Below are 14,886 nucleotides of genomic sequence, written 5' to 3'. Positions count from 1 at the left end.
CAAGCGATTTTTGATGTTGCCGGGTTTCGCCCCGGCGGTCGAGCCACTTTTGTTTCGGCAAAAGTAGCCAAAACCATTGACGCCCAGTCCGACCTCATTTAGATAGGACGGCCGCGAGATCCGGGAGGGCGGTCCAACTCGCTCCGCTCAAACAAGGCCCGCCGGGAAAGAAGAGCGGCCGTCCCCATGGTCGGACGGCAGGCGTCGGAACCAAAGTCCCCATCACATCATGGTAAAAGTGGATGAAATTCGTTATACCGAAGGCCTGGGGCAAACGGAGAGTTCAGTTTTTGTTTAAATAGTGTGGCAGGAAGGACTCCAAATCCCAATCCACATATCAGAATGGGGTATTCGGTTACATTCTTTTTTAGCCACCACCGCACAGCTCAACCCGCATCGCTACGTGAAGGCCGCCGAAGAGGTTTACGCACTCTTGTAGCGTCCTATTGAAGTCAGCGAGTGGTTTTCCCTCATAGTAGTAGGCTCCTGTGACATTTCTGTGATCATCCTCCATCAGCAAAATGAATTGTTTGGGCCCCTCCCTGCTTGCCTCCAATCGCTTTGCAATCTCGTCATCGTTCGCCGAAGCCATTGATGCCTTCTTGGTGTCTTGCTCAGGGGATCGTGGAGTTGGATACCGGAAAAACGTGCTTCGAGGATCGTGACGTTCAATTTCCTCGATCCACGTGTCCGTCTCGGGAGGGAACGTCCACAAGTCTTTGGGTCCAATGGAATCGAAAACCGCCTTGTGTTCATGGAATAGACTTGCCAAGTATTTCCAAAGGCACTTGACGCTGTGAAGGCGTTCGAACGGCACCCATTTATTCCCATCCAAGGCGTGAGGAGCACCGCTATGTGGCAACGAACCATATGGCAACTTGAGTTTTCGGTGAATTACTACGATTCCCGATTTTAGGAATAGTTCAAGGGCATGACGTCTCAGAAAGTTTATGGGTAGATGCTGGTTTCCGATCCCGGGACGCGGTGAACCCTCACCTTCAAGTTTCTTAGCCGCAGACAAGAAGGCATCTCCTGTCGCACCAAAGCCGAAGTCGATATGGGTATGCAAGGGGGTCAAAAGATAATGCGTCGCGTCAATGTATCCATCCATCAATGTTCATCTCGAACATTAAAACCACCTTGCTTTGATGAATCCATGTCATAGAAAACCGTATTCGGTTACATTTCGTGACTCTTCAAGCCGTTGTCCGAGGTTAAAATCATGGCTTATCAACCTCTTGCAAGCCTCTGTGTTTATTGGAGATGGCCAAAAATGTAACTGTTCTTTAAGGGAAGTGCCACATTTTCGGTATTTTTTGTCATCTCATTTGTCCAGCCTTTTTAAGCAATTGCTTCATATCCCAAATCTTCCGCTACAACTTAAACTTTCTTGGCAGCATTTGACCACAAGTACTAATTAACAACGACGCCTGCTGTCCGGCTTTTGGGATGAACGCTCATATCATTCGGCGGGCCTTGTCTGAGCGCAGCGAGTTGGTCCGCCCCCTCCTTGCGTTCATCCCTCATAATCTGGCCGGACTGGGCGTCAATGGTTTTGGCTACTTTTGCCGAAACAAAAGTGGCTCGGCTACCGGGCCGAGACCCGGCATTTCAAGATTTTGATTGAAAATTAATGTGCTAGTTACCGGAAGGCGCCTTTGCGATAGAGACGCCAAAAGGTGGTGAGCCCGGCCCAAATGGGATGCCGCCGCTGGGCGGGAGTCAATTCGATTTTCACTCCGGAATGCCGCTCGATTTTCCAGATGAGGTAGTCCGCCCCTCCTTGGAACGTAAAGGCGGCTTTCATAAGGCGCAAAATGGATAGAATCTTCCCCTGCACTTTGCGAACAGTCCAGGCTAGGCGATTTTTGGTGTAACCCACCATGGAAAATTCTATTTCATACATGGTTATGTCATGTCGCTGAATAATCTTGATCTTTGGGAAATGGGCTGAAAACGTCACATGGGCAACTTGTTCATAATAGGCCTGGTTACTGTCCCATAAGGTTGTGATTCGCCCTTTTGATTCGGCACGCAATTCGGCGCCATAACTGAGGGCCAAACCAATGCTCCAGGCATCTTTGGCAGAAAACTGTTGCGGCATTTGGGGAACTACATTCCCCAAAAAGGTTAAAACCGCTCTGCCCAGCCCTGAGATAATCCGTTGATTCATCGCTTGGCTCGGACAGGCCATCACGGCCGTCGGCTGCGCGAAGCGCCCCCAAAAGTATGAATGAAACCACTTTGGAGTCACACTTCGCTCAAAATCCTCTATCGAGAGCACGGCATACTTCATACGAATGATTCGCTCTTCCAGATTCACTTCTCCATAGAACACATTAGGGGGGAGCCAACGATTGAGGAGGGCCAACCAAGCGGACGGGTAGACCGAGGCATACTCATCCACAATGACATAACAATCCACTAATCCGTCTTGATCCGTCCCCGCCCGTAAGCACGAGCCATACAATAAGATTCCTTGAACCGCCTGCCCGTATTTTTTTGCCAGGAAATTTCCCGCTGCTTGAATGGACGCAGGAATGGGTTGAGCACTCGGCTGACTAACGATCTCAAGGACTGTTGAGAAACCGTTCATTACCGTTATTGAGTCTTCAACCGCACAAATGACAGCTCGCCGGGAGAATCCAGTGTTAGAGGCTTTTCAGGCATTGAAGACGCGTACACTTCGCCATCCAAGACAAATCCACTGTTAAACACCAAACGAAGCTCAGAGAGATTTTCACTGACATAGCCATGTTCTGTCGTTGCTAGAGGATGCGTCCTTCCACGAAACAAGGTCGGTAAGGCACGCCACAAATAGCGGTACGGCACTCGAAGACTCGTATAGTGTAAAGGCCAGGATTGCCTGCCCCAAAACGGCTTCATCCCTAAAAATAAGCGATCCAAGGTGGTGACCAGCAAGACTAAATACTCATCCTGGAGAGGCGCTGATTCTCCGGTTGCCACACCCATTGTGATCGGATTCAAACCTTTTCGGGACCCGGTGGCCAACGCCAATAAAAATTTTAACAGAATCAGCCCTGCGCCCCATTCCCCTAACCGGCCTATCGACTGTTTGGTTTCGAGGCCTAGTTGGGTCCCATGATAAATCGCTCCAGCCCCGAAAAACATTCCATACAGGGGTTCGCGGTTTTCGGGAAATCGTATACGGAGAACCGGTCGCGTTTCAAAAGATAATCTGGGAGTCAAGGCTTCACCCTGAACCAACAATTGATCAAGCGTGCTTGATTCAAATTTCCCTAACCCCACATCCCCAGCAATCAGATTGGCCGTCCCTGCGGGCAACACAGCCAACCGGGGCATAACCGCAAAAGGACGATGATGAAACAAAGCCCCCATGGTGGCTTGAATGGTCCCATCCCCGCCATTGACGACCACACAATCCACCTGATGGTAAGCAAACGTCTTCAGAGATTCTAGGATGTCCGCAGGCGTGCTGACCGAAGCCCGCTGCACGTCTGGATATTTGTTGTAAATTTCTTGAAAAAGGTCCGGCTTTCGCCTATTTCGACCACTTAACGAATTATGAAGGATCCCCACGTGCATCGTAGACCAGTCCGACCGACCTCAAACAACAGCAAAGATGAAATAGGATTCATTGACATTGGGGAATACGGGCAAGACGTAAAGATGTGTAAATTCCGCATGAAAGATCATTTGATCTTAACCGGAGGATTGGTAAACATTCTGACTGCCAGGGAATTTCGATTCACTGGATCAATCTCAGCCAACCAGGAAGTGAGGGAACCCATCTTGGCTTTCCCCCAACCCGCCATAAGAAGTCTGGCGATAAGAATCAGGGTTGAGCCCACCGTCCAAATGGCCACAGCCTCCAAACCCAAATCGGGACGTCCAAAAAGAAGACTGGCCGTTAAGAGGATGAGATTAGGATTACGCCGGGCCGTGACAAGCCTGAAATAGGAATCCACCGGCTTCCAACAAAAAATAACAAATCCCCCCAACCACCATTGAAAAATTCCTTCAACCATCCGTCCCAATACATATCCGATCATAATGATTCCAATGGTGGTTTCCACCGTCAACCAGGAGAGGAAAGGGGCAAATGCGGCAAGACCTATTCCCCAAGCTAAATACCAAAGTGGGGGGTGAATTAAATCAATGCCATGATCAAAAATATTCCCCCATTTACTGGAGGTCACCGTTACTCGAGCTAATTTTCCGTCCACCGTATCGAGAAACGTCATGATCCAGCCCAGGACAAGTCCCCAGAAAAACTGCCCAAAAGCAAACAACACACCCGCTGCAATAACAAGTATTAAGCTCAGCGATGTCACCTGATTTGGCGAAATCCCCCAAAGCGCACAAAGCCGAGTGGCCCATTTAGCCGGAACAGGCCAAAGAAACTTCGTCACCAGATCAGTGACGCCTTTATACGATCCCGTGAATAAATGTTCTTCCAAAGTTACGCGGTTATTTTCGCGAATGGGGAACACATAGGGGTGATCAGTTTTTCGCAATTCGTTCGAAAAGGACGTTGAAAGATCCTGCATTGTCACAGATCGCAGATTTGAAACATTTCGTGTGTATTCTCGTTGTATCCCATCACACGTTGCGAAAGCCAAAGAGGACTCCACATGAGCTACAACGGGGCATAACCGGGCTTGAGCCTGCACCTCCAGGACAACATTGGTTTGCTTCAAGAGAAAGGAGAATATTCGCGCATCAAATAAATAATCCCCCCTAATAATCAGAAGCGAATGATCGGATGGAAGCTCGTTGAGATTATTAAGAAAATTTCCAACTCCCAATCGACTTAACATTCGTTGATACCGGATACGGGAGGTCAAATTCCACAAACGGATATTCGGATCATTGATAATATATGCGGACACAGTCATTGAACTACCACGCCTTATTCCCCTTACACATTAAAGAATAATAGAGTCCACCGACTCTCCCATAATAACTGACGGGAACAAAAATGTTTGCGACCATAATCCCGTCTTTGAATGCAATCGGCATTCATTCCAACAAATCCCTCTGGCATATTGCTGAATTTGTCTGCAACATGGCTTATACCTCATCAAAGAAATACCCCTACATAGCATCGACAATTATCAGATTCCCATAGGGAACGAAATAGCGGTTGATCATGCCCGATCTCTATGCCGACTTTCCACTATTTTTCAATTGAGATAACGCCGCCATAACACAAACGTGACAAGAGACAACAGGAGGAAGGGAGCGGCCGTGGTTATTAGAGGGGAGGCTCCGAACAGAATGCCAACATGCTTAGAAATTTCCGTCATCAAATAATACCCCAGACCGATCAGGGATCCAATGAATACCCTCTTCCCTGCTGCAGACATTCGCAAGGGACCGAAAACAAACGGGACGGCCACCAAGATCATAAGCCCGGTATTCAATGGCATAAAAATTTTGTCCCAAAAACTTAACTCATACCTCAGGTAATTTTGTTTTTTTCGTTTTAAGACTTCCATGTATTGGTAAAGCTCGGAGGGAGCCAATGTGGAAGAAGGAAGAGTCAATAACCGGACTTCATTCTGTTTAAGAGGAGAATCCCATTCCAGACTCTCCATCTGCTCCAGGGAAACACTGTATCCGTGAATGACCTGCTTTTTAATATTTTTTAGAGTCCACTTTTGGGGATTGACAATTTCCGCCTCCTGAGCATGCATATAGAAATCCAATTGTCCGGCATCATTAAATTCAAAAATATCAAGGTTTTCTGGACTCTCTCCATAGCGAATCTGATGAATTCTAATAAAGCGTCTTCCATCACGAAACCAGAAACCCTGCTTTCCCTTATATGCCCCAGAATCCGACAATGCCATTGATCGCTTAAAATAGGCCTCCTGATCCAGAGTAGGATTCACAACCTCTTCAAGAAAGCCCACGAGTATAATAAAACATGCTCCAACCTTCATCACTGACCAGGCTATTTGGTAGGGAGACACTCCAGCGGCCTGGATCGCGATGAGTTCCCTGCCATTGGCAAGGCTACCTAACGCCATAATGCTCCCTAGCAACGCCACAAATGGGGCTAGAAACACCAACCGGGTTGGCAGGGTCAGCAACAAAAACTCACCAGCGCTCCAAAAGGTATAGCGCCCCTTACCCACGTCATCCAGCTCTTCAACAAAGACGATTAAACTGAACACCGCCAAAAATATCGCCAGCACAGGGAAATACCCTTTTAGTAAACTGACCGCCAGATACCTATTGAGAATTTTCATGAAATTATCGTGAAACCAGCCAGATATGCCATTTAGGACTTACTGCCTCTGTTCAGAAAATCTGAGGACCGTGAGAAAGGATGAATCGGAATTTCTTAGGACATGCCTCGGATAAATCGCGAGGGCGCCAACCAATATGCCAATAAGGCTCCCAAGACAAGAACAATCCACCAAAGGCCCGGAATAATGGGAAGTATCCCCTGTTCAACAAGATTTCTTACCATCAGCCCCGTAAAGTAATAGACTGAAAAAATTACCGTGGCCGTAAAAATTTTGGCGTATTTGCCCTGCCTCGGGGAAGCGCGACTCAATGGCACTCCCAGCAGCCCCATGAGAATAGCCGAAAAAGGGGCTAAAAACCTCCATTGCAGTTCCGTGATATCCTTGCGAGAATCAGACTGTAATAAATTTTGGGTGGATTCGGCCTTGCGTCTATACTCCGCCACAAGCTCCTGAGGATAAATTGCCATCCGTGAAAAACTAGAAATGTGCTTGATCTCCCCCTCCCTTGTCAGTTTATATTCGAACCCATCAAAGAGAACTGGAATCGAGATGCCACTTTGGGGATCAAGTTGCTCTTGAGCTGTCTTTGCTGAAAAGACTTGCAAGGTCTCCCCGTGTTCACTTTGCACAAACACCTCATTTAATTTTTGGTGTTGTTCATCGATATCCTCTGCGAAAAAGACCAAGGATCCATTACGTCGTTCATAAAAATGCCCGGCATCCAAATTGCTCAAACGAAATCCAGCCTCTCCTTCATCTCTTAATCGGTAGATTTCTTCATAGGCCAATGGACGAAGGTACAAGGAAAAAATGCTCACAAGGACAGCCACCAAACAAGAAAGGGAAAAAACCGTAAGGAGGATCCGATATGGGCTAACCCCACACGCCATAAACGCTTTCATTTCTGAGTCGGTATATAATCGGCCAAACCCTAAAATAACACCGAAATACAACGAAATGGGAATGAGGACCTCAAGCGCGATTCCCACTTTTAACGCAATTAACGTGAGAATCATATTTACCGGCAACAGGGCATTGACGGCTTTAGCTAAAAATGTGACCCAACTATACCCGGCAAACAACGCCACCAAAAGTCCACAGACGACGGCTGATGGCTTCAGGACTTCGCGAATTAAATATTTGACTAGCATCAAACGACCCTCAGACCAACGGGACACATGGAAAATCTCATATTAGGAGACTTGCAACGATGAAAGCCGTAATTTTAAGTGCTGGACAGGGAAAACGGTTACTCCCGCACACAGCCGATACACCCAAATGTACCGTTCCTGTCAATGGACTACCCATTGTGAAACGGCAGATCCAAGCACTCCTTCGCGCGGGAATCGATTCCATTCACATTGTGGTCGGGTTTGGGGCTGAAAAGGTTGAAGCGCTTCTGACCGACGAAATTGCCTCTGGCTCTGTCCGCACCATCTATAATCCATTTTTTGCGATGGCAGATAATTTGATGAGCTGTTGGGCGGCTCGGAACGACATGAGCCAGGATTTTCTATTAATAAATGGAGATACCCTATTTGAATCAGCCATTCTTGATGGTCTGTTGCAGGCTCCCTCTTCTCCCATCACCTTAGTAACCGATGAGAAAATTCGCTACGATGCTGACGACATGAAAGTCATTGTGCGTGGCTCACAACTGGATCGAATTGGCAAAACCCTTCCCATCGAACAAGTGAACGGAGAGTCCATCGGCATGATACGATTTCAGGGCAATGGACCTAAAATATTTCTTTCCACCTTAGACCAACGCATTCGCAAACCGGAGGCGCTCAAGCAATGGTACTTATCACTCATCGACGAATTAGCCCGACAGGGTCATGTGTCGACCTTTTGCATCAAAGGGTTGAAGTGGGCTGAGATCGATAATCCCTCTGATTTAGAACAAGCGGAGCGTCTCTTCAAAAATTAGCAATCACGAAAAGCCCTCTTTGATCGTTCACCCTCGCCGATTGTTGGAAAATTCTGATCTGCCAACACCTGCGATGCTCCATACAGCCATTCCCTGTTAGAGGGTTTCTTGTCGTTTCGCCAAGATTTTTTCCGCTAAGGCAAGATCTTCAGGAGTATCCACATCGATGGCCGCTTCAGGAAACGGAAGCAGCACTTCTTGCACATGAAGATTGAGCTTTTGCCCCAGCCGCCTCAGTGCTTCTGCAAGGGATAGCCAACCCAGCACATAGCGGACTAGGGCCAGACCCCCAAGCGTTCGAATCAGGCGAAGAGGATGCTTGCGCTCACGCTCAATCCGGCTCCAAAACTCCACCATTCGTATAGCCTTTGGTGTACAGAGGACAAATAAATTGCAACCACAGAACCCTCCGCCCGTCAGTCGAGTGACCGTTCGCTTTGATTGAGGATACGACGCCACGACCAGGGAATACGGCACCAGGCCTACGGCCACATCCATCTGCTTTTCCTGGGTTTCACGCAGAAAATAATTCACTATCTCTGGCGTTAACAGGGCATGGTCCGCCGTTGTGACCAGGACAGGGAAGTCCTGAGGATGTTCATTTAGAAACCTCGCAACGCTGAGACTCGGACCTTGCGCAGGCTCCACCCACTGGACCGCTCCTGACGCAATTAATGTCCCTAAAAACGAATTATCTTGTACCGTTTCCAGGGAAGGCCCGCATAAAATTCTTTTTCCCACTCGGTCCGATTGGGCTAAGGTCCCTAATACACGGGAGATCATAGGTTCCCCACCAACCTGCGCCAGAACCTTATTTGCGACCCCTGCCATCCGGGCCACTGGGTCTCGAGCGGTTCGGGCACCCGCTAATATCAGAGCCGTGACAGATTGGTGTTCAAGCCCCATGTGTCCTCATGAAACTGATCTGGGCACTCATTGAAGATGCTTCTCATAAATTCTATAGGTCTTGTAGGGTTCGGCTCCGAGTGATTCTAGGATGTGGCGCATGCGTTTATTCCCTTCCAAAATCCAGGAGGTTTCGATCTGCTGGATATTTTTACGAAGACCAGCTTCCCTCACAGCTTCAATCAACCCATAGGCCATCGCCGCCCCCATGGGACTGGATTGGAATCGCTTCCGCACTCCCATTAAGGCAACCCGAGCTGACCGGGGATAGGCGGCTTTCAACCGCCATAAGATTTTTAGCCACCCCCATGGGAACAGTTTCCCGTTCAGATCTCGAATGACCTCATGTACATTGGGAAAGGCAACCAACATTGCCGTGGGCTCTCCATCGATTTCAGCAATCTTCACAAAATCATCTTCGACCAAAAGCTTAAGCTGCTGACCGATCTCCGCAAATTCGGCATCGGTAAATGGAAGAAATCCCCAATTATCTGACCAGGCCTCTTCGAAAATATCCTTGATAATCGCCAAATCCTCTTTCAGATGCTTCCGCCGTAGGGAACGAATACGCATCGAGGTTTTTGCTTTTTTGAGAAATAGAGACACTCCGGGGGGAAAACTAAAATGAATTCCAATCCGATAGGCTAGAAGATCTTGGGCCTTTTTATAGGCATTTCGTTCAACCAATTGCCCGTAGTACGGTTTGGCATGGCCCATCATAATCATGGGCGGTGAATCAAATCCATCGACCAACAGACCACATTCCTGATTGATGGACAAATTAAACGGCCCTCGAACATTCGTCATCCCATGATTCTGAAGCCAGAATTCCGCAGCCTGGAACAGCGCCTGAAAGACACTGGCCTCCTCCTCTGCTTCAAGCAAGCCAAAAAACCCGGTCTGATCCTGATACCTGTTGAGATGCAGGTCGTCGATCTGGGCACAGATTCGCCCAACAGGGTCCTGGCCGCGATAGGCTAGCCAACATTGCCAACGAGCGTGCTGAAAATACGGATTTTTCCGGGAAAAAGTATGAAGTCGCTCAATCCATAGAGGTGGAACCCAATGAGGATCTGAGTCGTACAACTTCCAGGGAAGACGAATAAATTCTTTGAAGGCGGCGCGGTCGCCGACCGGTTCAATGCGAATCAAGACGCCTTTCCCCATCCATCTTGGCACACTACCCGACTCCAGGGAGTCGGTATTCGTGAGACGGAAAAATGATCACTATTCTGAATGGCCATGCCTCTCTTATGGCTTCTGTTCGGATAGTTGGGCCACCCAGGGATAATGAGATCGTTCCTGATCCGCATAGCCCAGATTGGAAACGGTCTGACTGAAGGGTACCTCTTCGGCATTCCCATACTCACTTCCAAATATCCGGTCACAGAACAGACTCGTGATGCCAAAATTTCCTTTTTCATTATGAAAATGATGAAGTAAATGGTGTCGCTTGACCCGCCGTAAAAATTTATTCTTAGGACTCACACGTAAATGCTGCATGCAATGACAGAATTCATACACCATAAAACACAACAATCCTGTCGCAAAAGAAAGAACAGCCCCTACCCAGCCCCCAAGACTCATTCCAATGGGGAAGGTGGTCACAACAATCGTCGGCAGGGTAGTTGAACCTGCTCCGAACAACACCCGCAAATCATTGGGATCCTGGTGATGATCATAGTGAATCCGTTTCCACAAAGCCGCCGTCCAAGGCGACCGATAGAGATATCGTCCATGTAAAATAAACCGATGTACAGCATATTCCACGAATGGGTAAGCCAGCAGAGTCCCCACGATACTTCCTGCCACACGAAATGGAGAAACAGGAAAATAAGGGAAAAGCACGAAGGCCCCGATAATACTGCAAGCCAATAACACCGCATATAACTGAATGCTCGGGTAAAGAATGTACGCCCTCCTTAGATCGCGAAATGTCATGCGATCAAGGAGATACTTTTCACGATACCATTGACTGGTTAACACCCTGAAACCTCCATCCCTTTCTGCATTTGTCCAATGCCATCCACTATCAGCTGACTGGCCAGGGAATTACTCATGAACCGATTATAGAAACCTTCAAAAGAAGCCACAAGAATAGACAATCCTAAAATGATACCTTTAATTGAAAGCCCGCAGGAGATCATGGATGAAAGCCATAAGCCCCCTCACTAACACACAAACACCTGACTCACCCTTCTTTGGGTTCAATGCCTAACCTTGCCACATGAAAATATGGCAATCCGGTTCTGACTCTAGCGGTGCTATATTTCGACGTCCCCGCAGGAGGACACCATAGACCTATGGGACCAAGCGGGCCCCATTGCCTTATAGACACAAGGATAACTCTTTGGGTATAAGGGCGTGCGTATGAACACCACGATAAAAAAATTTGGGTATCCTAACGCCTGTCTTAAAGAATTTTCCCAATGGGTTGTACTCTTACGCCCCCAACAAGTAACCCTTGGTTCACTGGTATTAATTTGTCGAGAGGAAGCTACTGCATTTTCCCAAATTAGTGCGGAGGCATTTACAGAACTGCCAAAGATCATACGTGAGATTGAGACAAATGTCTCACGCACATTTGCCTATAGCAAAATAAATTACCTCATGTTGATGATGGTTGACCCGGAGGTTCATTTTCATGTCATTCCCCGATATGACACACCTCGATTATTTTCTCAACAACAATTTTCCGACCATGGATGGCCTGGGCCACCAGACCTTAAAAATGCGAATGACATATCGGAAGAGGTGTACCAAAACATTTTAAGTCACCTCAAAAATAATTGGATTCATGATTTTTAAGCTAATAGTAAATACTTAAAAAACAAGAAATAGCATGTTGCAAAATAGACTCAATTTGCGGTTTTTTTGCTACAGCTTAATATAAATAGAAAAATTTACTTTCACTTTTCCTTCGTTCTTGGCAATTAACCAACAAAATTTAATGGCATTACAATTGCTTACTAAGTTAAATGCTTTTTAGCCAAAACTTTGGGAATAATGCTGCCTTTAATCCTTGAAATAGAATGAACGCTACACCAACTCATCACCAACTCAGACTCAAACATGGGAACTTCTCCACCCTTTCAGAGGCTCTTGATTATGCAGCTTCAGGGGAAACCGGCTGTAATTTTTATTCAGGGAGGGGCAAACTCACCCACGTCCTGACATATGCTGACTTGAAACAACAGTCGCAAAATCTAGCTAGAAGATTGAACGGGTTGGAATTATCACGAGGGGCTCGGGTAGCCCTGATTGCCGATACCACTCCAGATTTCATTCGATTCTTTTTTGCCTGTCAGTATGCGGGACTGATTCCGGTTCCTCTCCCGATTTCATTGCACTTAGGGGGGCATCAGGCATACGTCACTCAACTTAGACGGCTTCTCGATAGCTGCCAAGCCTCTATCGCCATGGCACCAGAAGGCTTCTTGCCATTTTTAGAGGAAGCAGCAACCGGTTTGAACCTTGACCTCATTGGGGGTCCTGAAACATTTGCCTCGCTAGAAGAAATTGATGGGCCACTCAGCCCACTTGAGCCTCAAGAGTTAGCCTATATTCAATACACCTCCGGTAGCACCCGTTGGCCTAGAGGTGTCGAGGTCACTCAAGCAGCCGTGATGACCAATCTCTCGGGGATCATCCAGCATGGCTTACAAGTTCAACCTGGCGACCGTTGCGTCTCCTGGCTTCCCTTCTACCATGATATGGGGCTGGTCGGATTCGTTCTTGGTCCAATTGCCTCACAGCTTTCCGTTGATTATCTGAGCACACGCGATTTTGCCATGCGACCGCGTCAGTGGCTGGATTTAATGACGAAGAGTCGAGCGACGATTTCATTCAGCCCTTCTTTTGGATACGAACTCTGCGTGCGAAGACTGGGCGAAGACTTTAATGAACACTATGATCTCAGTTCTTGGCGAATTGCCGGCGCTGGAGCAGAAACTATTCGCGCCGATAGCCTCTCGCGCTTTGCTAAAACTCTGAAGAGCAGCGGGTTTAAACCTGAAGCATTTTTGGCCTGCTATGGGATGGCGGAATGCTCTTTGGCCATTAGCTTTGCTCCTCTGAACAAAGGCCTCGAGGTTGACAAAGTTGACGCAAATCAGCTTTCCAAGAACAGGCTAGCCATGCCATTTGTTCCATTCTCGACTGATGACGATCAGGCTCGATGCAGCAAATTTGTCAAATGCGGAGTTCCTCTCCCCGGATATGAAGTCGAAATTCGAAATATGACTGGAGAGGTGGTCAAAGAACGAGAAAGTGGAATTATTTTTGTTCGTGGGGCAAGCACCATGACGGGATACTTCAATGATCCCACCTTGACACAGGAGGTTCTTTCCACTGATGGCTGGCTCAATACGGGCGACATCGGCTATTGGGTTGAAAACAGCCTCGTCATTATCGGTCGCTCCAAAGACATGATTATCATTAATGGACGAAACATCTGGCCTCAAGATCTAGAATTCATGGCAGAGCAACAGGCGGAAGTTCGACCTGGTGATTCATCTGCTTTTTCCGTTTCTACACCAGATGGCCATGAGATCGCGATCATGGTGGTTCAATGTCGTGAAATGGATAACGAAAAACGAGAAGACTTGGTTCAGCGCCTACGATCCTTAGTGCACAAAGAGTTATCTATTCCATGCTATATTGAACTTATCCCACCAAGGACACTTCCGCGGACGTCATCTGGGAAACTATCGCGATCTCGAGCTAAAGCGGACTTTCTCACCCGAATTCAGTGGGAAGAGGTGACGACACACTTGTCTACCACCGCTAGGTCCGCCTAGGACCAGGCACCTTTCCACGCACGTCCTCCACGGTCTATGCGCACTACCGTTGCCCTAACCGGGGCTTCCGGTTTCATTGGGGGAGTCATCGCACAACATTTAAGGAAAGGCGGATGGCATGTCCGTGGGCTTGCGCGCTCTCCCCGCCAGGTTCAACAGCTCGAGGACTTGGGAATCACACCAGTCCAAGGCCGTTTGGAAGATCCTGCCAGCCTATTAACTTTAGTCAAAGACTCGGTTGGTGTCATTCACTGTGCAGGAGCGATTCGCGGAGTGAGTCGAGAAGACTTCTATCCGACCAACGTGATGGGAGTCTCTAACTTGATTCAAGCCTGTCTTGCACAATCCTCTCTTCCACGATTCGTTCTTCTTTCATCTCTTGCGGCTCGTGAGCCATCACTCTCCCCATATGCATGGAGTAAACATGAAGGTGAATCTGTTTTAATCCGTGAGGCGGGGTTACTGAAATGGAGTATTTTTCGTCCCCCTGCCGTCTATGGACCGAAGGACCGTGCGCTGCTCCCCCTCTTTACCCTGTTACGCAAAGGGATTGGGGTCCAACTTGGCCCCTCCCAAGCCAAATTCTCCTTAATTCATGTCGAGGATCTGGCTAACGCCATTCTTCATTGGCTAAAAAACGGAAACCCACCCTTTCAGACCTTTGAGATTGATGATGGCTTCCCTGGAGGATATTCCTGGGAGGATATTTTTCGCCTTTCCAACCCCCGCCTCCGCCTGTGCTTGCGTATTCCACCAAGCCTCTTACGAATAGGAGGGAAAATTAATGAAATAAGTTCCCACCTCTTTGGGTATACTCCTCTTTTTACCTGCGGGAAGGTTGCTGAACTTCTCCACCCCAATTGGGTCTGTAATAGTTTTCACGCGACCCAGACTCTTGGCTGGGCGCCACAAATCTGCCTCAAAGAAGGCTTGCGTCGATTGTTCACATCGGATAGGCTCATGCCATTCCATAGGAATTAGCACAGGTCCGTTTTCTTCATCCATCAAG

Annotated in this window: 13 protein-coding genes; 4 read left to right on the top strand and 9 right to left on the bottom strand. The window is 47.9% G+C overall.

The annotated features are described in order from the left end of the window. Nucleotides 1-367: 367 nt before the first annotated feature. The 6 genes from H6750_19205 to lptF form a co-directional block, all read right to left on the bottom strand. Nucleotides 368-772 (bottom strand): hypothetical protein, encoded by a 405-nt coding sequence (locus tag H6750_19205; GenBank protein MCB9776437.1) that lies wholly within the window; start codon nucleotides 770-772, stop codon nucleotides 368-370. A gap of 870 nt (nucleotides 773-1,642) precedes the next feature. Further along, nucleotides 1,643-2,596 (bottom strand): hypothetical protein, encoded by a 954-nt coding sequence (locus H6750_19200; GenBank protein ID MCB9776436.1) that lies wholly within the window; start codon nucleotides 2,594-2,596, stop codon nucleotides 1,643-1,645. A 5-nt stretch (nucleotides 2,597-2,601) separates the two neighbouring features. Further along, complete coding sequence (locus tag H6750_19195) at nucleotides 2,602-3,567, bottom strand: acylglycerol kinase family protein (GenBank protein MCB9776435.1); 966 nt, start codon at nucleotides 3,565-3,567, stop codon at nucleotides 2,602-2,604. A gap of 107 nt (nucleotides 3,568-3,674) precedes the next feature. After that, nucleotides 3,675-4,880, bottom strand: coding sequence for a CDP-alcohol phosphatidyltransferase family protein (locus H6750_19190; protein MCB9776434.1), 1,206 nt, complete (start codon nucleotides 4,878-4,880; stop codon nucleotides 3,675-3,677). A 288-nt stretch (nucleotides 4,881-5,168) separates the two neighbouring features. Next, nucleotides 5,169-6,239 carry an LPS export ABC transporter permease LptG gene (gene lptG, locus H6750_19185; GenBank protein ID MCB9776433.1) on the bottom strand — a complete coding sequence of 357 codons (1,071 nt, stop codon included), beginning with the start codon at nucleotides 6,237-6,239 and terminating at the stop codon, nucleotides 5,169-5,171. 95 nt (nucleotides 6,240-6,334) lie between these two features. Next, nucleotides 6,335-7,393: an LPS export ABC transporter permease LptF gene (lptF, locus tag H6750_19180; GenBank protein ID MCB9776432.1), complete on the bottom strand. Its 1,059-nt coding sequence runs from the start codon at nucleotides 7,391-7,393 to the stop codon at nucleotides 6,335-6,337. A 59-nt stretch (nucleotides 7,394-7,452) separates the two neighbouring features. Between lptF and H6750_19175 the strand changes: the two genes are divergently transcribed. Next, nucleotides 7,453-8,172: a phosphocholine cytidylyltransferase family protein gene (locus H6750_19175; protein MCB9776431.1), complete on the top strand. Its 720-nt coding sequence runs from the start codon at nucleotides 7,453-7,455 to the stop codon at nucleotides 8,170-8,172. A 96-nt stretch (nucleotides 8,173-8,268) separates the two neighbouring features. On the opposite strand, the gene H6750_19170 is transcribed toward H6750_19175, so the two are convergent. The 3 genes from H6750_19170 to H6750_19160 all read right to left on the bottom strand — a co-directional run bounded on the left by H6750_19170 (nucleotide 8,269) and on the right by H6750_19160 (nucleotide 11,019). Then, on the bottom strand, nucleotides 8,269-9,078 hold the full coding sequence (locus H6750_19170; GenBank protein MCB9776430.1) for an NTP transferase domain-containing protein: 810 nt from the start codon (nucleotides 9,076-9,078) through the stop codon (nucleotides 8,269-8,271). A 27-nt stretch (nucleotides 9,079-9,105) separates the two neighbouring features. Next, nucleotides 9,106-10,245 (bottom strand): N-acetyltransferase, encoded by a 1,140-nt coding sequence (locus tag H6750_19165; protein ID MCB9776429.1) that lies wholly within the window; start codon nucleotides 10,243-10,245, stop codon nucleotides 9,106-9,108. Nucleotides 10,246-10,329: 84 nt separating this feature from the next. After that, nucleotides 10,330-11,019, bottom strand: coding sequence for a sterol desaturase family protein (locus H6750_19160; protein ID MCB9776428.1), 690 nt, complete (start codon nucleotides 11,017-11,019; stop codon nucleotides 10,330-10,332). Between the two features lie 429 nt (nucleotides 11,020-11,448). On the opposite strand from H6750_19160, the gene H6750_19155 reads away from it, so the two are divergent. The 3 genes from H6750_19155 to H6750_19145 all read left to right on the top strand — a co-directional run bounded on the left by H6750_19155 (nucleotide 11,449) and on the right by H6750_19145 (nucleotide 14,858). Beyond that, nucleotides 11,449-11,886, top strand: a complete 438-nt coding sequence (locus H6750_19155; GenBank protein MCB9776427.1) for an HIT family protein — start codon at nucleotides 11,449-11,451, stop codon at nucleotides 11,884-11,886. Between the two features lie 224 nt (nucleotides 11,887-12,110). Then, complete coding sequence (locus H6750_19150) at nucleotides 12,111-13,877, top strand: fatty acyl-AMP ligase (protein ID MCB9776426.1); 1,767 nt, start codon at nucleotides 12,111-12,113, stop codon at nucleotides 13,875-13,877. Nucleotides 13,878-13,913: 36 nt separating this feature from the next. After that, on the top strand, nucleotides 13,914-14,858 hold the full coding sequence (locus tag H6750_19145; GenBank protein ID MCB9776425.1) for an NAD(P)-dependent oxidoreductase: 945 nt from the start codon (nucleotides 13,914-13,916) through the stop codon (nucleotides 14,856-14,858). The last annotated feature ends 28 nt before the right edge of the window (nucleotides 14,859-14,886 follow it).

Source organism: Nitrospiraceae bacterium (genome assembly GCA_020632595.1).
In the GTDB taxonomy this organism is placed as follows: Bacteria; Nitrospirota; Nitrospiria; order Nitrospirales; family UBA8639; genus Nitrospira_E.
This window is presented reverse-complemented; position numbering and strand designations above follow the sequence as displayed.